Here is a 21,801-nt window from a genome sequence, read left to right as displayed (position 1 = left end):
ATTATCCATGAATATTAAAAACAAGGTCATGACCGCGCCAAAAGAAGATTCGAATGGATGGGATCTGGCGCATCTTGTGGGACAGCTGGTTGATCACCGCTGGATCATTGTTGCCGTTACCGCCTTCTTTATGCTGGTGGCAACGCTCTACACACTGTTTGCGACGCCAATCTATAGCGCAGACGCTATGGTTCAGGTTGAGCAGAAGAACACCGCTTCGGTGCTGAACGACCTGACCGACGTTCTGCCAGCCATGCCGGCATCCGATACCGAGATTCAGATCCTTGAATCCCGTATGGTTATCGGTAAAACCGTTCAGGACCTGGGCCTAGACAGCGTGGTGCAGCAGCACTACTTCCCGGTTATCGGTAAAGGCCTGTCGCGCCTGATGGGTAACAAGCCGGGTCAGATCGCTATCTCACGCCTGGAAATCCCGCGCAGCATCGATAAGCGTACCGTTGAGCTGGAAGTAACCGGTGCAGATACCTATACCGTAAGCAGCGACGGCGACGAGCTGTTCAAGGGCCGCGTGGGTCAGCTGGAGCAGCATGGCGAAGTCACTATGCTGGTCAGCGGTATTCAGGCGGATGAAGGCACGACCTTCAGCGTCACGAAACTGACCGACCTGCAGGCGATTAAAACCGTTCTGGGCGCGCTGACCGTAGCCGATAAAGGCAAAAGCACCGGCGTACTGGGCCTTGAGTATCGTGATGAAGATCCGGAGCAGGCGAGTCGTGTCCTGAACCAGATCGTCAACAACTACCTGCTGCAGAACGTTGAGCGTAAATCTGAACAGGCGGAAAAGAGCCTGCAGTTCCTGCGCAATCAGCTGCCTCAGGTGCGCGCCAAGCTGGATGATGCGGAAGATAAGCTGAACACCTTCCGTCGTCAGAACGCGTCAGTGGATATGTCGCTGGAAGCCAAATCCGCTCTGGATACCTCTGTCAGCGTGCAGAGCCAGCTGAACGAGCTGACCTTCCGTGAAGCGGAAGTATCGCAGCTGTTCACCAAAGATCACCCGACCTACCGCGCGCTGCTGGATAAACGCAAAACGCTGGAAGCGGAGCAGGCTCAGCTGAACAAGCGCATCTCCTCGATGCCGCAGACGCAGCAGGAGATCCTGCGACTGACGCGTGACGTACAGTCCGGTCAGGAGATCTACATGCAGCTGCTGAACCGTCAGCAGGAGCTGGGGATCAGCAAGGCGAGCACCGTAGGTGATGTGCGTATCATCGATAACGCTGAAACGGCCGGTAGCCCGGTTGCACCGAAGAAAACGCTGATTGTACTGGCTGGTCTGATTCTCGGTCTGGTGCTCTCGGTTGGTCTGGTGCTGCTGAAAGCGCTGTTCCATCACGGTATCGACAATCCTGAGCAGCTGGAAGAGCTGGGCATGAACGTCTACGCCAGCGTCCCGCTCTCTGAGTGGCAGCGCAAGAAAGATACCGAAGCCCTGGCGCGTCGTGGTCACAAAGAGAAGAGCGATCCGCACAATACGCTGCTGGCGCTGGGTAACCCGACTGACCTCTCCATCGAAGCGATTCGCAGCCTGCGTACCAGCCTGCACTTTGCGATGATGGAAGCGAAGAACAACATCCTGATGATCACCGGCGCCAGCCCGGGCATTGGTAAAACCTTTGTCTGTGCCAACCTGGCAACCCTGGTTGCCAAAGCGGGTCAGCGCGTACTGTTTATCGATGGTGATATGCGTCGCGGCTATACCCATGAGCTGCTGGGTGCGGATAACAAGCAGGGCCTCTCTAACGTCCTTTCCGGCAAGACTGAGTTCTCTCCGGCGATGATTCAGCGCGGCGTCTACGGCTTTGATTTCCTGCCACGCGGTCAGGTGCCACCTAACCCGTCTGAACTGCTGATGCATCGTCGTATGGGTGAGCTGCTGGAGTGGGCGAGCAAGAACTATGATCTGGTGCTGATCGATACCCCACCAATTCTGGCGGTTACCGATGCATCTATCATCGGTAAGCTGGCTGGAACGTCGCTGATGGTTGCGCGCTTTGAGACTAACACCACCAAAGAACTGGATGTCAGCTACAAGCGCTTTGCGCAGAACGGCATCGAGATCAAGGGTGTGATCCTCAACGCCGTGGTACGTAAAGCGTCAAACGCCTACGGTTATGGCTACGACTACTACAACTACGAGTACGGCAAAGAAGCCAAAAGCTAAATAACACCTTCACGGGGCGGTTTATCCGCCCCGTTTTTATGGTGAAGAATAGCGGCTTACCGCAGGGCAGGGGCTTTTCAGCCTCACCCTCTTTTTGGTGCGTTTTGCACCGCAAAACAGACACACAGCACAATCTTTGGTATTTCCGTAATGGTACGCGGCATCCTCAGAAGAAAGAGTAATAACGGTATGATTTTTCGGAATAAAACCGATTTCTTTCCATGGCCTGCTCGCGCTACCGTTGGATCTGGAACAGCTGTTTAAGAGGTGCTGGCAATGCAGGACATTCGCTTCTCAATCGTTATTCCGGCGTATAACGCGTCGAAATCGATTATCACCACGCTCGACTGCGTTAAAGCGCAAAGCTATCGTAATTTTGAAGTCATCATTGTGGATGACAAATCAGCTGATGCGGCCGAGCTGGCGCAGGTGGTGCAGGGTGAGCGCTATCAGGAGCTGACAATTAAGCTGGAGCTCTCTGAGGTCAAACTCAACGGCGCCGGCGCCCGTAACAAAGGTATTGAACTGGCTGAAGGCGACTTTATCAGCTTCCTCGATGCGGATGATGAGTGGCACCCGAATAAACTTGCAGAGGTACGCGACACCATTGCGCGTCTGGAAGCGCAGGGGCGGTCACGCTACGTCATTTTCAGCCAGGTCAATATCCACCAGGATGGCCACTTTCTGAAAGTGATGCCGATGCAGGCGCCGGGCAAAAATGAGACCGTCGCTGAATATCTGTTTGGCTGCTACGGCTTTATCCAGACCAGTACCATCGTGCTGAAGCGCGAGGATGCGCTGAAAATCCAGTTCGATACGCGCTACATCCGCCATCAGGATTACGATTTCTGTATCCGCGCCGATCGCATGGGCTATGAGTTTGTGATGATTGCCAGACCGCTGGCGACCTATCACCTGGTGACCAAATTTGGCTCCAAGCATAAAGGGGAGTCGGTGAAATATTCCTACTTCTGGCTGGATAGCATGAAGCCTCATCTGACCACGCGAGACGTCCACACCTATAAGGCATTCAAACTGCCGCTGCGCTACAAGATGGACGGTAAGTCGCTGCAGGCGAGCCTGAGCTTTGCCCGCTACTTTTTCCTGACCAACCGCGACAACCGCGCCTACTTTATGAATCGCCTGAAAGATAAGGTGAAATCGCGGTTTGGCGGCAGAAAAGCGGTCTCCTGACACATATTCACTTGCTCCCTGCGCGGGAGCAATTTTTTTGGTTCCTGACACTCCGGGCAATAAAAATGACAAATCATGTTGGCACCATCGGTATTGTGATGCCGATGTATAACGCACGTAAAACGGTACTGCGCGCGGTAGAGTCGATTGTTAAACAGACCTACAGCGACTGGCATCTCTATCTGGTTAACGACACCTCCACGGATGACTCTCTGGCCCTGGTGCGTGAGCACTGCCAGGATCCGCGCATTACTATCCTCAGCAATGAGGTTAATCAGGGCGCAGCAGAAACGCGCAACGTCGGACTGCGTGCTGCCAGCGAAGAGATCATCGCCTTTCTCGACAGCGATGATGAGTGGCACACTGAGAAACTGGCTGAGCAGGCTGCCGCCATTGCCGCCGGTGATGACTTCGTTATCACCCACTACCACTATAAAACGCAGAGCGCCGAACACGACATCACCTGGGGCAAACCTTACCTGCAGCAGGATAATTTCGTGAAGAAGCAGTATCGCGTCTGCTTTTCATCCGTCTGTTTCCGTCGTCCGCCGCAGGGGATCTTCTTCCAGCGTAAAGGGCACGAAGACTTCCTGTTCCTGTACGAACTCTTCTCCCGCTACAAACAGGCGCGGGTGATCCGCAAAACGCTGGTGAACTATTACGAGCTGGGAGATTCGCTGTCGCGCAACAAAAACAAGGCGGCGAAATGGCATCTGGAATTATTAAGAATTATCTACAAAAACAACCCATTAAAAGTCTATTACTATTACACCTGGTATATGGTGAATGGCGTCCTTTTCGCCCTGAAGCATCGCTGAAATCCGCATGTTTGCGTGCAGTCATGCAGCCAGTAGGGGTTTTACGTTCACTATTTTTGAGGTGGAAAGCGTTAAATGAAAAAAGTCGTTTTGGTGATCAAAGATGCCTACTCCTATGCGGGCACCGAGAACATCTGTAACTTCATGTCAGAGTGCCTCGGTGAAGAGCACGCCGTCACTGTTTATTCCCTTGAGGGCCATGGCGAAACCTTTTACCCCTTTACGCAGGTAAAAGAGATCGTCAGTTTTGAAGGCCACAGCAACCCGATCAAAAGTGCCGTAACACGCATCCACCAGGAAGGTTTCGACAGCGTTTTTCTCATCAGTATGGGCCGTCTGAGCGTCATGTTTGCGTTCTGGAACCTGATGATGCTGAAGAAAAAAACCTTTAAGGCCTACGCCTGCGAGCATATCGCTATCAACTCCTTCAGCAAGCCGATCAAACTCATGAAGTGGCTGCTGCTGCGCTACTACGATCGCGTGATTGTCCTGACGGATAAAGATCAGCAGGTCTTCAGCCGCTGGCATATCCGCAGCCAGCAGATCCCCAATCCGGTGGTGTACAAAGGCTTTGAACGGCGTCAGCGCAGCCGCCAGGCGCTGGCAGTCGGGCGGCTTGATCACCAGAAAGGGTTCGATCTGCTGCTGGATATCTGGGCAGATTTCAGTAAGAAGCATCCGGAGTGGACGCTGGCGATTGCCGGCGATGGCGAGCTGCGCCAGCAGCTGCATGAGCAGGCGGCCGCACTCGGCATTACCAATAGCGTCAACTTTGTCGGCAAGGTCAGCAACATCAATGACTACTACCGCGACAGCGATATGGCGCTGATGACGTCCCGCTATGAAGGGCTGCCGCTGGTGCTGCTGGAGGCGAAATCCTGGTCCCTGCCGGTGGTGGCCTATGACTGCCCGACCGGCCCGCAGGAGATCATCAACCACGGCGCAGATGGTTTCCTGGTGCCGATGAACGATAAAGCCGCTTTTCTGGCGCGGATGGAGCAGCTTGCCAGCGATGACGCCCTGTTCTTTGCCATGAGCGATAAGACAAAAGAGACCGCACTCAAGTTTGACGGTAATCAGATCAAACAGAGCTGGCTGGCGCTGGTATAAGCGTCACGCCTTTTTATGCCTGCCGGGACACACTGACTTTGACCACGGGATTATCAGCATGAAAAGAAGAGAAGTGTTGCAGGCAGCCGCCTCCTCCATTGTCACCGCGCTTTCCGTAAGCGCGTTTTCCAGCTATGCGGCGAAAAGCGGCCAGCCCGCGCTGAAGCCGGTCGATCCGGCCAGCGTGCCGCAGGGCGATGTGCCCATCCTTACGCCGGAAAATGTCTACACCATGCCGCCGCAGTTCTGGCAGAACTTTGAAGGCAGGCTGTGGATCGGTAAAGCGGGCAGCGACGCCAGCCAGAAAGGCAATCAGATACCGGTGTACCTGCGCGACGCCAGCGGTAAAGTCGCGCAAATCACTCAGCCAATCGCGCTGAACAAAGGCAATTTTGCGCAGTTTATTCATGATAACGCTGCGCTGATTGCCAGTCCGGCGCACTCCATGGCGGTGGAAGACAGCGAAGGAAACACGCTCTTCTCCATCACCGATGTCTCACGCCCCGGCCAGAATAATTTCAGCCAGCGTCTGGCCCAGCCAAACGGCTATCAGCTGATTGGCGAGATCCCCTCCGTTGAGGAGCTGCGTAAAACCCGCCCGCTGTTTGCCGGCGCCAAGATCAAGCTCAAGAGCTGGCATGAAGGGCTGGAAGTGGGTGGCGGTGAATTTGTCGGGACGTACGGCGACGCGCGCGATGATGATGGCGTCATCTTCAGCGGCAGCGGTTTTTACTGGCGGCGTGTGGTGGAAGATTTTAACCGCCTGACGCTGTTTGAATTCGGCGCTATCGCCGACGGCAAAACGGATGCGGCGCCGGCCATCAAAGCGATGTATCAGTGGTCGCTCGATAACAGTCAGCCAATCTGCGTGCAGTTTCCGGCCGGTAAGTTCTTTGTCACCGGCTGTGACTTCGGCGAGGAGGAGCAACGCTTTTTCCGCATCTCCGGCGCGATGGTTAACTTCGGCTATTTTCCGGCGACCACGCTGGTCTCTGATGGACGCTCCGACTTTGTGTTTAAAGTCAAAGCGCGCTGGACTGAGATCTCCAACCTCAACTTCAACGGCCAGAATGACAAGCGGCCCAACCGGCAGGGACTGTTCAGCAACACCTGCCCGGGCGGTCAGTTCTTTCGCGGTGCCTGCCTGCGCTTTAACCGCGTGGGCGGCACCTCAATCAGCCTGCTTGATACGCTCGACTGCAAAATTGACCAGTGGTATGCCGATACCTGTACCGGTGATGTGATCAAAGCGGGCTGGTCAGGTCAGAAAGCGGGCGCCTGGGATCACAGCACGGCGATAGAGCTCTCTAACTTTAACGCCCAGCGCTGTACCGGCGGGATGGTGCTGAACCTGCCGCGCTGCAGTCAGTCGATTATTCATAATGGCTGGATTGAGCACAGCGAGCATCCTGGCGATATCTCTAACGGACAGTGGATTATCGACGCGCTGAGCCTGGAAGATTGCAAAAACCCGCTTAATGCGCGCAACTCACGCCTCAATATGCGCCAGACCAATCTGCAGTCAGGCAGCTGGATCGACAACTCGCTGCAGGGTGAGCGCTGGCTGAGCATCTGGGAGATGGGCTCTACCCGCGTGGAGTCTTATGGCGTCGCCATCGACGGCAGCCTTAAATATAACTACATCACCTCGCGCTTCCGCCTGAGTAATAACACCAACCAGGCGACGTGGTTTGAGCTGGGCAATTTCTACTCGCCGGACGTGGGCGATAGCTGGGAAATTGAGCTGTTTGGCCAGTCACAGTTCAGCCCCGGCACCGATAATGCGCCGATGATGGAGGTGACCGGCGGCAAGCAGACTGGCGGACGGGCGGTGATCCAGCTGCAGCGCAAAACGCAGAAAGCGGAGGCGAGCTGGTCAGCCGAAGGCAGCTCCCCGGTGCTGGAGGTGCGGCTGGTGGCACGCTCTGACACCGATACCAAAGTCTGGGTCAGGCTGGCAGGCTGGACGCCGGCCACCGTGGTGCTGATAAAAAGCACCGCCAAAGATCGCTTTATGACCGGACGCTGTGCGCGCGTTGACGCCACGATGGTCAAAGGTACGCCAGGCAACGGCAGCCAGCAGGCGCCGCAGCGCTTTAGTCTGCATAACGGTAAAGCGGGCATCGGTGGCAATGAGCAGGGCGATCTGCTGATGGCGTCACGCGAGCTGAAACCGGAGCAGGTGGATACGCGTCAGCCAAAAGGGTTTGTGTCGGTAGTGATCAACGGCGAGCAGGTTGCGATGCCCTATTTTGCGCTTAAGGGATAAATAAACGCTGCAGGGGGCACATTGATGCGCCCCTGAAATCACGTAAAAAGCTTTAGGTTAGATAACAGGCAGTTGGCATCACTTTTCGGGCGTTGTCCCATTGCAGTTTTTTTTGCCAGAGTTCACTTTGCTGCTCAGGACAGGAGCGGCGGCTTGTAAGAATTACAAAAAATACATCTGGAGTTTGTATGAGGATTTTATTGGCGGGTAATCATACCTGCGGGAATGGCGGTGATGGCGCAATTTTGCACGGGATGACTGACTTACTGCAGGCAGCGTACGCAGAGCAGGATAGCGATCCGGCCCGCTGTTATCAGCAGCAGAAAACGCCCCGGAGCCTGATGGCTCGCGTAAAGCGTAAGAGCGTGCTGGCTGACGACGGCACTGTAAAACTGAACGTAAATATCGCGGTCGCGCAGGCGCGTGAAACAGGCAACCGCATCACCGAAGAACTTCTGACTGTACTGGGGTAAGTGATGAAGTTAACCTTTTTCACCATGCGTTTTCCGGTTGCCTCTGAGACGTTTGTCCTCAACCAGGTAACTCACTTTATTGATGCCGGCTATGACGTTGAAATCATCTCGGTGTTTCCGGGTGACATGATCAACCGTCACGCCGCGTTCGACGACTATAACCTGGCGGCAAAAACACACTATCTGCTGCCGGAAGAGAAGGTATCGAACCTCGACAAGCTCACGCAGCGTATCGGCCTGATGCTGCCGAAGATTGCCAGACCGGCGCTGATCAAATCGCTCAACGTGGGCCGCTACGGCGCACAGGCGAAGAAGCTGCTGCTGCCGGCGATTGTCGCTAACGCGAAACAGACCTTTACCGCCGATGTCTTTCTGGTGCATTTCGGCTACGCCGGCGCGCTGGCTAACAAGCTGCGCGAACTGGGCGTGCTGAAAGGCAAGCAGGCAACCGTATTCCACGGTGCAGATATCTCACGTCGCCATATTCTGGAAGAGCACAAGCAGGATTACGTCAATCTGTTTAAGCAGAGCGAGCTGATGCTGCCTATCAGTCACCTGTGGGAGAACAAGCTGATTGAGATGGGCTGTCCGCGCGAAAAAGTGCATGTAACGCGGATGGGCATCGAACCGGAGAAATTCAACTTCCGGCCGCGCGAAGCGTTTCACCAGCCGCTGCGCATCGTCTCTGTGGCGCGCCTGACCGAGAAAAAAGGGCTGGACGTTGCCGTCAAAGCCAGTGAAATTCTGCGCGACAAAGGCGGCCAGTTTGAATTCACCATTATCGGCAATGGCGAGCAGGAAGGGATGATGCGCGAACATATCGCCCGTGCCGGCCTGAAAGAGATGGTCAGCATGCCGGGCTTTAAGCCGCAGGAGGAGATCCGCCAGGCGCTCAACGACGCTGACATTTTTCTCCTGCCCTCAAAAACGGCCGCCGACGGCGATATGGAAGGGATCCCCGTGGCGCTGATGGAAGCCATGGCGGTAGGGCTGCCGGTGGTATCCACCTACCACAGCGGCATCCCGGAGCTGATCCAGAACAACGTCAGCGGCTGGCTGGTCTCTGAGAACGATGCTGATGAGCTGGCTGCCACGCTGCTGCGTCTGTCACGCGGGGACATCGATGTGGCACCGGTCGTCGCGGCCGCGCGTCATAAAGTGGAAACAGAGTTTAACCAGCACATTGCCTACGGGGAACTGGCGAAAATCCTGGAGCAGATGGTGTAAGCAGAACAGAAGCCCGGGCAGGCTATCGGCAGGATCATATGGGTGACGATGCCAGGCACCTGCGCGCTGGCTCAGAATCCAACCGGCAGGGGCGCTCTTCACGACGCCCCTGTTTATTGTCTGACCATACTCTGCACGTCGTATCATTCTGAAAAACGCCGGTCTCAACCCCATGCCCGAATGTTATTTACGTCACGCTTTTGACCGGCTTTAGCGCTTGAATTTGCCCGAAAAATTACCGCTGCTCACCGCCTGAAATAACTAATTTTTGATGCTGTGACAGAGAGTTAGTGTCGGCTTTTCAGATAAAGATTATACTTGCCCGAGCGGCCATTCCTGCATAATCGATGCATGTCTACACTTCATAAAATGGAACAAATATGACCAAGCTTAAAGCAGTAATCCCGGTTGCGGGCCTCGGTATGCATATGCTCCCTGCGACTAAAGCCATTCCAAAAGAGATGCTGCCTATCGTCGACAAACCAATGATCCAGTATATCGTTGACGAGTGCGTGGCGGCAGGCATCAAGGAGATTGTGCTGGTCACCCATGCTTCCAAAAATGCGGTGGAAAACCACTTCGATACAACCTACGAACTGGAAGCTCTGCTGGAAGCGCGCGTTAAGCGCCAGCTGCTGAGCGAAGTGCAGTCCATCTGCCCGCCGGGCGTCACCATCATGAACGTCCGTCAGGCCGATCCGCTGGGTCTGGGTCACTCCGTACTTTGTGCGCGTCCGATGATTGGCGACAACCCGTTTGTAGTTGTGCTGCCAGACGTACTGCTGGATGACTCTACTGCCGATCACCTGCGCTACAACCTGGCCGCCATGGTCGCGCGTTTTGAAGAGACCGGCCGCAGCCAGGTGCTGGCAAAACATATGCCGAATGAAGATCTCTCTGAGTATGGCGTGCTGACCACTGAGCAGCCTATCGACAACCCGGGCGATATCAGTACGATCACCAGCATCGTTGAAAAGCCGGAGCATGCCGCTGAGCTGAACTCTGATCTGACGGCAGTGGGTCGCTATGTTCTTTCTGCGGACATCTGGGCTGAGCTTGAGAAAACCGAGCCAGGCGCATGGGGTCGTATTCAGCTGACTGACGCCATCGCGTCGCTGAGCAAGAGCAAACCGGTTGATGCGCAGCTGCTGACCGGTACCAGCTTCGACTGCGGCCGTAAACTCGGCTACATGCAGGCGTTTGTCTCTTACGGTCTGCGCAACAACGCTCAGGGCCGCGACTTCCGCGAAGCGATTCACAAGATTCTGGATAAGTAAGCATTTCCATACCGCGCAGCCTGCGCGGTTTCCAAGGAGTAGACATGGCTATTTTGGTAACGGGCGGGGCAGGGTATATCGGATCCCATACGGTACTGGCGCTGCTGGAGCGCGGTGACGATGTGGTGGTTCTGGATAACCTTTGCAATGCATCACGCGAAGCGATTAACCGCGTTGAAAAACTGGCCGGTAAAAAAGCAGTGTTCGTCGAAGGCGATATTCGCGACCGCGCCTGCCTGCGCGATCTGTTTGCCAGCCACAGCATCTCTGCGGTGATCCACTTCGCTGCGCTGAAAGCCGTCGGGGAATCCACGCGCAAGCCGCTGGAATACTATGAAAACAACGTAGCCGGCACCGTGGTTCTGCTGGAAGAGATGCGTGACGCGGGCGTCTGGAACTTTATCTTCAGTTCATCAGCCACCGTATATGGCGCTGACGCCCCGGTTCCTTATGTGGAAACCACGCCGATTGGCGGCACCACCAGTCCTTATGGCACTTCCAAGCTGATGACCGAATTCGTGATGCGCGATTTCGCTAAAGCGGAACCCAAATTTAAAGCCATCGCGCTGCGCTACTTTAATCCGGTAGGCGCGCATGAGTCTGGCGAGATTGGCGAAGACCCGACCGGCATCCCGAACAACCTGCTGCCCTACATTGCGCAGGTGGCGATTGGCCGCCTCGACAAGCTCGGCGTGTTTGGTAACGACTACGAAACGCCAGATGGCACTGCACAGCGCGACTATATTCATGTTGTCGATCTGGCAGAAGGGCACCTGAAAGCGCTGGATCACCTCAGCAAGGTTGAAGGCTATAAAGCCTATAACCTCGGCGGCGGCGTCGGCTTCTCCGTGCTGGAGATGATCAAAGCGTTTGAAGCGGCTTCCGGTAAAGCGATCCCGTTTGAGTTCAAACCGCGCCGCGACGGCGACCTGCCCGCCTTCTGGGCCGATGCAACGCTGGCGAACAATGAACTCGACTGGCGCGTCACGCGCGGTATCGACGCGATGATGCGGGATACGTGGAACTGGCAGTCGAAGAATCCGAATGGTTATAATCTGTGAAGCCTTAACTATTATCTTGAGCAACTTATGTGCTAATGTTGCTGAGCATTAAAACAGCGCGAAAGAAAAAATTGGCTTCTGGAAACAGAAGCCTTTTTTTCTTATTGGAATTAGTTAAACTTAACTATTAGCCTCGGAAACTGATTATAGAAGAGTGCTGCAACACCTGCACGAGAATTGGTTGTTATATAAACAAGCAGCGATTACCCCATAACAGCTGTGTTAACCTGTTGATAATGGGCATGGTTAATTATTGTGCGGTGGTCGGGCAAGGTACGAAAATTTGAACTCTTTGGCATGTGGTTGCCGTAAGCCAGGGGCGGTAGCATGGCAACGAGTCTCCACTACCAGAAGTATATCCAGATCATGCCTCATTTTGCTTGTCAAGCAATACCGAAAAAATTGCACACCTTAAATTGAGTGCAGGAAAGAAGTTATAATGAATAAAAGAATATTGAATATCTCGTTACGAGGAGTAACATTAGCAAGCAGATTTTTGTTTATATTTTTTCTGGCGAAGTATCTTGCTCCGAAAGATCTTGGCTTATATGGTATATTCACAGCAACTGTAGGCTATGCTCTATATTTCGTTGGCCTCGATTTCTATGTTTATACCACAAGGGAAATACTCAAAAGCGAAAAATCGCAATGGGGTGCTTTTCTTAAAAATCAGGCGTTTGTTTCATTTTTACTCTATATATTGCTATTAATATTTCTGTTTTTTACTACTGTGGCCGAAAAAATAACGCCTGCTCAGGCTTCCTGGTTTCTGTTGATTCTTATATTAGAGCATCTCAATCAGGAAATATCACGTTTACTGGTCGCTATAAGTAAGCAGACCACTGCGAGCTTACTACTTTTTATAAGGCAAGGGTTATGGGCAATAGTAGTAGTTATACTCATGGCTACTAAAGTTGTTCCCGGAACACTTAACGAAATATTTATTTTCTGGTCCGTTTCTGGTTTGTTATCTTTAGTTTTAGGGTTTTCTTCATTAAAGAAAGCTAATATGGGTGGCTGGGGAAATAAAATAGATTATCCATGGATAATCAAAGGAATTAAAATAAGCGGCTTATTCCTTATAGCTACTCTCGCCTTAAGAGGACTACAAACAGTCGATCGTTACTGGATGCAATATTTAAACGATCTGGAAGTAGTGGGTGCTTATGTGTTATTTATAGGGATGGCCAGCACACTAATGACTTTTCTTGATGCAGGAGTATTTTCGTTTAGCTATCCAGCACTCATAAAGTTAAAAAACGATGGGAACAAAATTGCATTTGATAATCACTTAAAAAAAATGTCCGTAATAACAGTTGTTGTTACTTTCGCATTTGTGATTATTAGTATTTTATTAATGCCATTCCTCCTTAAATGGACCGGAAAGCCTATATTTGAAAAGTATATATTCGTTTATCATATTTTATTAGTGGCTACAGTGCTGAATGCTTTTGGAATGATATTCCATTATGCTCTTTATGCGATTGGAAAAGATAAAGCCATAATTGTAAGTCACATAACTTCATTATTGGTGTTTTTTATAACAGTTATTATTCTACAAGATCATTATAAAATTATTGCTGTGCCAGCAGGTATAACTGCTGCCTTCGCTTTTATTCTTGTGTTTAAATCAGTGGCTTTTTATTGCTCAAAGAAAGTATTGAAAGACAGCTAAATATGCAACAATATTGTATAAACAATATTGAGTGTTCAAATTTTTATGAATCGGGCTCATCATGATTAGATATGGTCAACAAGATATTACGCAGGCTGACATTGACGCAGTAGTTGAGGTGTTAAATTCTGTTAATTTAACACAAGGTCCTGCGATTACTCGCTTTGAAAATGCAGTTGCACATCATTGTAATGTTAAGCATGCACTTGCGGTAAATAGCGCTACTTCAGCATTACATATTGCGTGTTTGGCATTAGGGTTGGGTAAAGATGACTGGTTATGGACAACGCCAAATACGTTTGTTGCTTCAGCTAACTGCGCGCTCTATTGTGGAGCGCGAGTAGACTTTGTTGATATTGATCCTAAAACATATAATCTTTGCCCGATTAAGCTTGAACAAAAACTCATTGCGGCAGAGAAAAAAGGTTGTCTTCCAAAAATTGTTATCCCGGTTCACCTTTGCGGTCAGCCTTGTGATATGGAAGCAATTTACAAGCTATCTCAAGAGTTTGGTTTCAAAGTTATAGAAGATGCTTCACATGCAATTGGAGGCAAATATAGAAATGAGCCGATCGGAAATTGCAAATTTAGCGATATTACAGTCTTTAGTTTCCATCCGGTGAAAATTATCACTACTGCTGAAGGTGGTATGGCAGTAACTAATAGCGATGAATTAGCTACCAGCATGGGACTTTTGAGAAGTCATGGTATCACTCGTGAACCAGATTTGATGACCAAAACTATGGATGGCCCGTGGTACTATCAGCAAGTGGCGCTAGGCTTTAACTATAGAATGACAGATATTCAGGCTGCTTTAGGCGCTAGCCAGATGGAAAGACTGGAACAATACGTCGCCAGGAGACATGAAATTGCAGAAAGATACAATGAACTGCTCTCAGAACTTCCTCTGACACTTCCATGGCAGCATCCTGATAGTTATTCAGGATTACACTTATATGTAATCAGACTTCAGCTTGATAAAATAAAAGCTACGCATCTGGATGTTTTTAATTATCTCAGAAGCAAAGATATTATCGTAAATCTGCATTATATACCTGTACATACACAGCCATACTATAAGGAAATGGGATTTAAAGCTGGAGATTTTCCGGAAGCAGAAAAATATTATACTGAAGCCATCAGTATACCTATGTTTCCTACCCTTACCACTGAACAACAAGATGAAGTCGTTCAGTGTTTGAAAGAAGCACTGCAGCAATGAATATTGCCATTATTCCGGCGCGTGGCGGTAGCAAACGAATTCCCAGAAAGAATATACGTGAATTCGCTGGCCAGCCTATGATCGCGCATTCAATACAGACAGCGCTGAAAAGTAATATTTTTGATCGCATCATTGTCTCAACTGACGATGATGAAATTGCGCAGGTAGCCCTAAATACTGGTGCGCAGGTTCCTTTCAAAAGGCCAGCACACCTTTCAGATGACTTCACCGGAACAGTACCGGTGATCGCGCATGCAGTGGCATGGATGACTGAGAATATAGCGCCTGTAACAAACGCCTGCTGCATTTATGCAACTGCACCTTTTGTTATTCCGGAAGACTTAATTATTGGTCATCAGTTACTGGTAGACCATAATGCAGACTATGCTTTTTCCGTTACTGAATACGCTTTTCCTATTCAGAGGGCCTTAAAGAAAAAAGCGGATGGCAAACTAGAGATGTTCTTTCCAGAATTCTATAATACGCGGTCGCAGGATCTGGAAGAAGGACTACATGATGCCGGTCAATTCTACTGGGGCAGCGCAGAGGCCTGGCTGAGCCAGAAGCCTATATTTTCCAGTGACTCTATCCCTGTGATGTTGCCCCGGACGCGCGTTCAGGATATTGATACATATAGTGACTGGGAAAGAGCTGAGCAGCTTTATTATCTGTTAAAAAGGTAGTGCAATGCTTACAGGAAAAAAAATTCTTATTCGTGCAGATGCATCGCTGCTTATAGGCACGGGTCATGTAATGCGTTGTCTTACTCTGGCCGATCAACTAAAAAAGCGAGGAGCAGAATGCTATTTTGCAACCCGCCTGCATGATGGTCATCTTCAGGACAAAATCCTTGAGCGCGGTCACTTATGCCTTCCGCTTAAAAAGCCGCATGATAGAAAAGCAAAAACCGCCAGTTACGCAGACTGGCTTGGTTGTACACAGTTGCAGGATGCACATGAAGTTCTCAGCCTGCTGAATGATCTGAATATTGATTTATGCGTAGTAGATCATTATGGTCTGGCTTCAGACTGGGAAAGCTATCTTAAAGAAAAAGTAGGAAAAATTATCGTCATTGATGATCTGGCAAATCGTATACATCAATGTGATATCCTGATAGATCAAAATGCTGGCAGAACCATTGAAGATTACAAGGCATTGGCACCTGAATCATGCCGGTTTTTGCTGGGTGCAGAATATGCTTTATTGCGCGATGAATTTTCTGCATTAAGAGACTCAAGCCTTAATCGTAAAAAAAATAATGAATTAAAATCAATCACGATTTCCATGGGCGGGATAGACGCAGCTAATGCTACGGAAGATGTTTTGAAAGCACTGAGAAAGAGTAAACTTCCAGACTCTTGTTGTATCAATGTCGTTGTCGGCAGTAATTTCCCCTGGATGGACGAAATAAATAAAAGCATTGAAAATTATCCCTGGAAAACAACTTTGTTAATTGATACCCGCGAAATGGGGAAAATATTGAGTGAAACTGACCTTGCGATTGGCGCGGCTGGGTCTTCAGCCTGGGAACGCTGTGCTCTCGGTGTACCTTCTGTCATGATAGTTGTTGCAGAAAACCAGAAGGTTATAGCTGAAAGTCTTGAGAAATTAAACGCAGCATGGATAATAAATTCTCAACAAGATATTTTGGCGCTATTACCTGAGTATATCAGCAATTTCGTGAATGATGCTGAGCTTTTAAGCACAATGTCATCCAACAGTTCGTTAGTTACTGATGGACAAGGTGCAGCGCGTATAGCTTACCTGATGGAGAATCTTATATGATCGATGCTGATCTAAAGATAAACAATTCGATTAGGTTGCTGCGTGAAGACGATCTGGATCTCATACTAAAATGGCGTAATCATGATTCAATCCGCTCATTTATGTTTAACAAAGAAATAATAAAAAAAGTCGATCATGTACGGTGGTTTGAGTCCTTAGCAACGAGGAAGGACAGGTTTGCTTTTATTTTTTCAGTTAATGAAGAAGTAAAAGGATTTGCGCAGATAAGCGTGATAGAGAGTGGAGTTGCAGAATGGGGGTTTTATGTAGATCCTTATGCTCAACCTGGTCTGGGGAAATACCTCGCATATAATATAATTGAGTATTTATTTGATGAGATGAATGTCAGGAAAATAGCTGGACGTGTTATTGACTTCAATAAGCGTTCTATTTCGTTGCATGAGAAATTTGGCTTTACAACTGAAGGTGTTCTGCGACAAGAGCACTTTAATGATAACAAATATCATGATGTTATTTGTTTCGGGCTTTTGAAAAATGAGTGGACAGGAAAAGGTAAATAAGATGAATAAATATATCACCATTGCTGGACGCCAGATTGGTCAGGATTTCCCGCCCTACGTCATTGCTGAACTCTCTGCCAATCATAATGGTAAAATTGAGAACGCTCTTAAGCTAATTGAAGAAGCGAAAATCGCAGGTGCTGATGCAATTAAACTGCAAACTTATACTGCTGATACTATTACTCTTAACTCAGATAGCGAAGACTTTCAGATTAAAGGCGGATTGTGGGATGGCAAAACGCTCTATAACCTCTATAAAGAAGCAGCAATGCCATGGGAGTGGCATAAAACGTTATTTGAAAAAGCTGCTGAAGTAGGTATCACGATTTTTAGTTCACCTTTTGATTCTACAGCAGTTGACCTGCTTGAAGAGCTTAATGCACCTGCTTATAAGATTGCTTCTTTTGAAGCTATTGATCTCCCTTTGATTCGCTATGTCGCCAGCACTGGTAAACCCATGATTATTTCTACCGGAATGGCAGATGCTGAAGAGATTCAGGAAGCTATCAGTGCAGCCCGATCTGCTGGTTGTAAAGAGCTGGCCATTTTACATTGTGTGAGTGGCTATCCTGCACCTGCAGAGGATTATAATCTGCGAACTATCAGTGATATGATTCAGCAGCATAATCTTGTAACCGGTTTATCGGATCATACGCTCGATAATACTACCGCTATTACAAGTATCGCTTTGGGCGCGGCCGTAGTAGAAAAACACTTTACGCTTAACCGTTCTGGCGGTGGACCAGATGATAGCTTTTCACTTGAGCCCGCCGAAATGCAGCAGCTTTGCCGTGGAGTGAAGACTGCGTGGTCTGCTTTAGGAAATGTTGATTATGGCCGCAAATCTAGCGAACAGGGTAATGTACAGTTCCGTCGTTCACTCTATTTCGTCAAGGATTTGAAAAAAGGCGATGTAATTACTGCTGATGCAGTACGCAGCGTTCGCCCAGGCTTTGGATTACCACCGAAGTTTTTAGAAGAGATCATTGGGCAGAAACTAAGCCAGGATGCAAAAATGAACACTCCGGTTACTGTAAATTCGATAGTTGGATTCAACAAGCAATGAACGTATTAATTTTATCTAATGGCGCGCCTAACTATCATCACTTCTTCAATCATTTAGGTAGATTACTACAGCAAGATGGTGCTGTTGTATCGTTTGCTGTAGACAGTGAACTATCCAAAGACAATAATAATTTGGAAGCAACAAAATGTAAGGTTTTTGAGTTTTCTTCATACTTTCGTGAGCATGAATTAAATCCTTCGTTATTAGAAAAATATAACAATTATAATTTGAATGCCATGCTGCTTTCAGACTTTGAAAGGGCAGAAATATACCAAGTATGGGGTAAGAAAGATAAAAATTATTTGCCCAGGCTTTTGAGTGCACTTATATCGTTTTATGAGTTTATATTCCAAGAGCAAAAAACTGATTATGTGCTTTATGAAAATGTTTCTAACACTTTTTCTCATGTTGCCTGGGCTGTTGCAAAAGAAAACAACATTCAATATATAGGGGTAGGTGGATCAAGGATTCCTGGACGTTTTTCATTAAGCTCAGATCCTTTAAACGACAATAGGCCCAAACACTTTTTCAAGCGAATAAGAAATAAATCTATTGCTGTACCAGACGAAGTTTCGCAGTGGGCGATTAACTATTTGGATAATATAGAAAATGTCGTGCCTGATTATATGAAAATAAACGGGTTAGACAAGGTTGATATTTCCAAAAGATATCTTAAAAAAGATAAGTATGAAACCCTTAGACGAGTGCTCGCTCATATAAATGATGATGAATACCACAGTTTCCAGTCTGGAAATCCTGTAAAAACCTACCTTAATCTTTTTATAAGAAATGTCAGGCGCAAAATTAAAACGATTAGGTTGCGCGATTATTATGATAAAAGTAATGTCCAGGATGATAGGTTCTTACTTTATCCAATGCATTTCCATCCGGAATCTTCCACATCAATTTTGTCTGGCACATATTTAAACGAGTATGAGGTCATTAAAAATATAGCTTTCAACCTTCCTCAGGGATGCAAGTTATATGTGAAAGATCATGTAAGTGCCTGGGGTTATCCATCGCTAAAATTTTATAACGACTTAAAAAAGCTGCCAAATGTCAACGTTTTGGGCCCCAATGAGAATACTAAACAGCTCATTAAATATTCTGCTGGTGTTATCACACTAACCAGCACTGTCGGTTATGAAGCACTGCTGTTAGGGAAAAAGGTTTTTTTATTCGGTCGCGTATTTTACGAAGATCATAAAAATGTGATAAAAATTAATTCCGCGCATAAGTTGTTTGATATTTTAAACGCCGCACCTGTTAATGAGCCCATAGATAAACAGTATAATCTTGAATTTGTCGCTGCATGTTATCTGGCAACCTATCCAGGTTCACTTAATCTTATGCTTAGCGGACAAGCTGCAATGGCTAAAGCGGAAGAAATATATAATCGCGTGCTTAAGCAGATCCTTTTCTCTTACATAGATGCTGTAGATAACGAAAATATATGGCTATAAGACGATCTGATCTTTGTTTTACATTCTTGCTGCCAGTAGTGTTTTTTATTCTTGGTTATGCCGAGTATCTTAACAGTGAAAGAAATACACAGTTATTAGAATATCTGGTAGTCCCAATCTCATTAATTGCTATTGTTTACTATTACTACAAGTATTATCCTGCATTTTTGTTTACCAGCGCTATGCCATTTTATTATTATATCGGAATGTGCATAAGTTTGCTGCTGGTTAATAATGGCGTGCATATGATTGAAGTAGACCAGTATGGATCGCCTAATGGTTCTGTTTTAATAATGCTAGCTTATTTTTTTTATTCAATTGGTATTTCCAATACGGTTTTTTCAACTGTAATAAAAAAAGGTTCACGTACTACTCTACCCAAAATATCAATAAAATTAGCTGAAAATTTTATCGTATTAATTATCTCTTCTGTAATTATGCTAGGTTTTGCGATTATGCTTTTTTATTCAGGCCCTGTATTGAAAGGCATGAATCGGGTCTTATTTTGGCAGAATATGGAACCAAGCGGTTTATCATTTTACCCTACCTTGTTGCTTCAGTCTTTTTATTTTGCAGGGTACTTATATTTATCTAGGTGTTATGATAGAAACCGTAGCATACTTGCTAACTTAATGCTTTTAAGTTATATATTTTTGGCCATATTTGTTCTGGGTGAAAAATTTAGCGCTTTTATAATTTACTTTACTATTTTTTGTTTTTTGCTGCCTAGCTTTACAAAAAACTTAAGAATAAAAAAGAAAACATTCTTTTTGCTTTTTTTGTGCTTCTTATCATTGATGCTAATTATTGTATTATCCTATCTTGCGCAAGGTTATGATAGTGAATTCATTTTCGCTCGCGTTGCTTTGCAAGGACAGGTGTTGTGGAGTGTGATTAATTTTGACTTTCCTCTTTTAGTTACTGATAATTCATGCCTATTTAATTGCGCGGGATATAATGGCATAAGCGACTATATCTCTTTCAAGTATTTGCCAATTAATACATACTTACACTACAGTGCAACTAGTACTAAGTTATCTGGCTTTGCACCCGCGGCCCAATTTTTGACCATGGGCTTATTACCAACACTTATTCTGCAAACTTTAGTATTTGCACTGCTTGGCTATTTACAGGCAAAAACGGTAATATATAATAGAGAGAGGAATTTTTTTGTTGGGTTTCTCCTTTTCAAAATATCGTTCTCACTCTTCCTTATCTGGCATGCCGTTATGTTTACCGCCATTAAAGGAATGCTGTTCACTGCAGGTATTCTTCTTATTTATGCATTAGTAGCTAAAGCAAACAAAAGCTATAAAGAGAGGAACTGTGAACCCAAATAAAGTGCTTCTCAACGCCAGTAATCTTCACGTTGGTGGGGGCGTGCAGGTTGCGACTTCAGTAATCGGTGAGCTAACTCTGATGGACGGCTTACCTGATCAACTTGCAATTTGGGCTTCTGATGAAGTTGACCAGAATCTTAGATCGTTGGGTTATGATCTTACTGTTCTGCCTCATTATAGTGTAGTTAATAGCTATGGCCTAAAGGCTTTAAATAATGAGTTTCAGAAAAAGTTAAATTCGTTTAGCAAAATATTTACGATATTCGGTCCGTTATATACTTTTTCTAAAAAATTTGTAAATATTACAGGATTTGCTCAACCCTGGATTATTTATCCGAACAATAAAATTTATGCTGACATGCATTTCATACATAAAATTAAGACCAGGGCTAAGTTTTCTCTTCAACAATTCTTTTTTCAGCGCGCCGATAATCTGGTTGTTGAGCTTGAACACGTTGCACGTCGATTAGTCGATAAAAAAATATCTGCTCCGCAAAATGTTTCTGTGGTAAATAATTGTCTCAGTTCGGTATTTTTACAGGCTGAACGCTGGAAAGAAGTTAACTATAACTTCTCAAAGGATAAAATAAAAATTGGATTTGTGGGTAGAAATTATCCGCATAAAAACACAAAAATATTTCCTCAGATTCGAGATGTTTTAAAATCTGAATATAATATTGATTCTGATTTTTATGTAACTTTTAGTCCGGAGGAGTGGGGTGCGTGTGATCAAAAATTTAAATCTGATATCTGTAATGTAGGTGTCTTAAAAGTAGATCAATGCCCAGCTTTTTACCGGAATATGGATGCAGTTATTTTCCCCAGCCTGCTCGAATGTTTTTCAGCAACGCCATTAGAAGCCATGGTTATGGAAAGGCCCTTATTTGCATCGGATATGCCTTTTAATCATGACATATGCAATGAACATGCAATTTATTTTGATCCGCTTAACCCTTGCGATGCAGCTGGTAAAATCGCGAGCTACTTTCAAAACAGTGAGAGTGATGCAAAATCTGCTTTTATGCTTGTTAGTGCCAGGAAGAGAGCACTAGAATTCAGTCATGCTAATAAGCGTGCTTCAATATATTTGCAATCTTTAATTTCGAAGATTTAAT

General features: G+C 47.2%; 18 protein-coding genes. All 18 read left to right on the top strand.

The genetic code is table 11. The features are described 5' to 3' along the window. Nucleotides 1–7 precede the first annotated feature (7 nt). The 18 genes from wzc to B4M48_RS11760 all read left to right on the top strand — a co-directional run bounded on the left by wzc (nucleotide 8) and on the right by B4M48_RS11760 (nucleotide 21,800). The gene (gene wzc / locus B4M48_RS11845; RefSeq protein ID WP_039385383.1) at nucleotides 8–2,185 is read left to right on the top strand and encodes a tyrosine-protein kinase Wzc; all 2,178 of its coding nucleotides are present in this window, start codon (nucleotides 8–10) and stop codon (nucleotides 2,183–2,185) included. Between the two features lie 276 nt (nucleotides 2,186–2,461). After that, the gene (locus tag B4M48_RS11840) at nucleotides 2,462–3,379 is read left to right on the top strand and encodes a glycosyltransferase family 2 protein (RefSeq protein ID WP_039385381.1); all 918 of its coding nucleotides are present in this window, start codon (nucleotides 2,462–2,464) and stop codon (nucleotides 3,377–3,379) included. A gap of 65 nt (nucleotides 3,380–3,444) precedes the next feature. Next, nucleotides 3,445–4,197, top strand: coding sequence for a glycosyltransferase family 2 protein (locus B4M48_RS11835; protein ID WP_283340838.1), 753 nt, complete (start codon nucleotides 3,445–3,447; stop codon nucleotides 4,195–4,197). Between the two features lie 75 nt (nucleotides 4,198–4,272). Then, entirely contained in the window at nucleotides 4,273–5,307 is a 1,035-nt protein-coding gene (locus B4M48_RS11830; RefSeq protein WP_250341212.1) for a glycosyltransferase, read from the top strand. Between the two features lie 58 nt (nucleotides 5,308–5,365). Next, nucleotides 5,366–7,576: a phage tailspike protein gene (locus B4M48_RS11825; protein ID WP_039385376.1), complete on the top strand. Its 2,211-nt coding sequence runs from the start codon at nucleotides 5,366–5,368 to the stop codon at nucleotides 7,574–7,576. A gap of 188 nt (nucleotides 7,577–7,764) precedes the next feature. After that, nucleotides 7,765–8,049, top strand: coding sequence for a hypothetical protein (locus B4M48_RS11820; RefSeq protein WP_288656982.1), 285 nt, complete (start codon nucleotides 7,765–7,767; stop codon nucleotides 8,047–8,049). Between the two features lie 3 nt (nucleotides 8,050–8,052). Beyond that, complete coding sequence (locus B4M48_RS11815) at nucleotides 8,053–9,276, top strand: glycosyltransferase (protein WP_071668004.1); 1,224 nt, start codon at nucleotides 8,053–8,055, stop codon at nucleotides 9,274–9,276. Between the two features lie 380 nt (nucleotides 9,277–9,656). Continuing rightward, nucleotides 9,657–10,553: a UTP--glucose-1-phosphate uridylyltransferase GalF gene (gene galF, locus B4M48_RS11810; RefSeq protein ID WP_071668003.1), complete on the top strand. Its 897-nt coding sequence runs from the start codon at nucleotides 9,657–9,659 to the stop codon at nucleotides 10,551–10,553. A 44-nt stretch (nucleotides 10,554–10,597) separates the two neighbouring features. Then, on the top strand, nucleotides 10,598–11,614 hold the full coding sequence (galE, locus tag B4M48_RS11805) for a UDP-glucose 4-epimerase GalE (RefSeq protein WP_283340836.1): 1,017 nt from the start codon (nucleotides 10,598–10,600) through the stop codon (nucleotides 11,612–11,614). 439 nt (nucleotides 11,615–12,053) lie between these two features. Further along, the gene (locus B4M48_RS11800) at nucleotides 12,054–13,289 is read left to right on the top strand and encodes a lipopolysaccharide biosynthesis protein (RefSeq protein WP_288656788.1); all 1,236 of its coding nucleotides are present in this window, start codon (nucleotides 12,054–12,056) and stop codon (nucleotides 13,287–13,289) included. Between the two features lie 61 nt (nucleotides 13,290–13,350). Further along, entirely contained in the window at nucleotides 13,351–14,511 is a 1,161-nt protein-coding gene (gene pseC, locus B4M48_RS11795) for a UDP-4-amino-4,6-dideoxy-N-acetyl-beta-L-altrosamine transaminase (protein ID WP_288656785.1), read from the top strand. Then, on the top strand, nucleotides 14,508–15,194 hold the full coding sequence (gene pseF, locus B4M48_RS11790) for a pseudaminic acid cytidylyltransferase (protein WP_283340833.1): 687 nt from the start codon (nucleotides 14,508–14,510) through the stop codon (nucleotides 15,192–15,194). Before pseC ends, pseF begins: the two co-directional genes overlap by 4 nt. A 4-nt stretch (nucleotides 15,195–15,198) precedes the next feature. Next, nucleotides 15,199–16,296: a UDP-2,4-diacetamido-2,4,6-trideoxy-beta-L-altropyranose hydrolase gene (gene pseG, locus B4M48_RS11785; RefSeq protein ID WP_283340832.1), complete on the top strand. Its 1,098-nt coding sequence runs from the start codon at nucleotides 15,199–15,201 to the stop codon at nucleotides 16,294–16,296. Next, nucleotides 16,293–16,817 carry a UDP-4-amino-4,6-dideoxy-N-acetyl-beta-L-altrosamine N-acetyltransferase gene (gene pseH, locus B4M48_RS11780; protein ID WP_283340831.1) on the top strand — a complete coding sequence of 175 codons (525 nt, stop codon included), beginning with the start codon at nucleotides 16,293–16,295 and terminating at the stop codon, nucleotides 16,815–16,817. Before pseG ends, pseH begins: the two co-directional genes overlap by 4 nt. A gap of 1 nt (nucleotide 16,818) precedes the next feature. Then, the gene (gene pseI, locus B4M48_RS11775) at nucleotides 16,819–17,883 is read left to right on the top strand and encodes a pseudaminic acid synthase (RefSeq protein ID WP_283340830.1); all 1,065 of its coding nucleotides are present in this window, start codon (nucleotides 16,819–16,821) and stop codon (nucleotides 17,881–17,883) included. Further along, nucleotides 17,880–19,346, top strand: coding sequence for a hypothetical protein (locus B4M48_RS11770; protein ID WP_288656780.1), 1,467 nt, complete (start codon nucleotides 17,880–17,882; stop codon nucleotides 19,344–19,346). Before pseI ends, B4M48_RS11770 begins: the two co-directional genes overlap by 4 nt. Next, entirely contained in the window at nucleotides 19,337–20,686 is a 1,350-nt protein-coding gene (locus B4M48_RS11765; RefSeq protein WP_288656778.1) for a hypothetical protein, read from the top strand. The genes B4M48_RS11770 and B4M48_RS11765 overlap by 10 nt, the downstream gene beginning before the upstream one ends. After that, the gene (locus B4M48_RS11760; RefSeq protein WP_288656776.1) at nucleotides 20,673–21,800 is read left to right on the top strand and encodes a glycosyltransferase; all 1,128 of its coding nucleotides are present in this window, start codon (nucleotides 20,673–20,675) and stop codon (nucleotides 21,798–21,800) included. The genes B4M48_RS11765 and B4M48_RS11760 overlap by 14 nt, the downstream gene beginning before the upstream one ends. The last annotated feature ends 1 nt before the right edge of the window (nucleotide 21,801 follow it).

It is taken from the genome of Pantoea sp. UBA6567, assembly GCF_002434165.1.
Classification (GTDB): domain Bacteria; phylum Pseudomonadota; class Gammaproteobacteria; order Enterobacterales; family Enterobacteriaceae; genus Pantoea; species Pantoea eucrina.
This window is presented reverse-complemented; position numbering and strand designations above follow the sequence as displayed.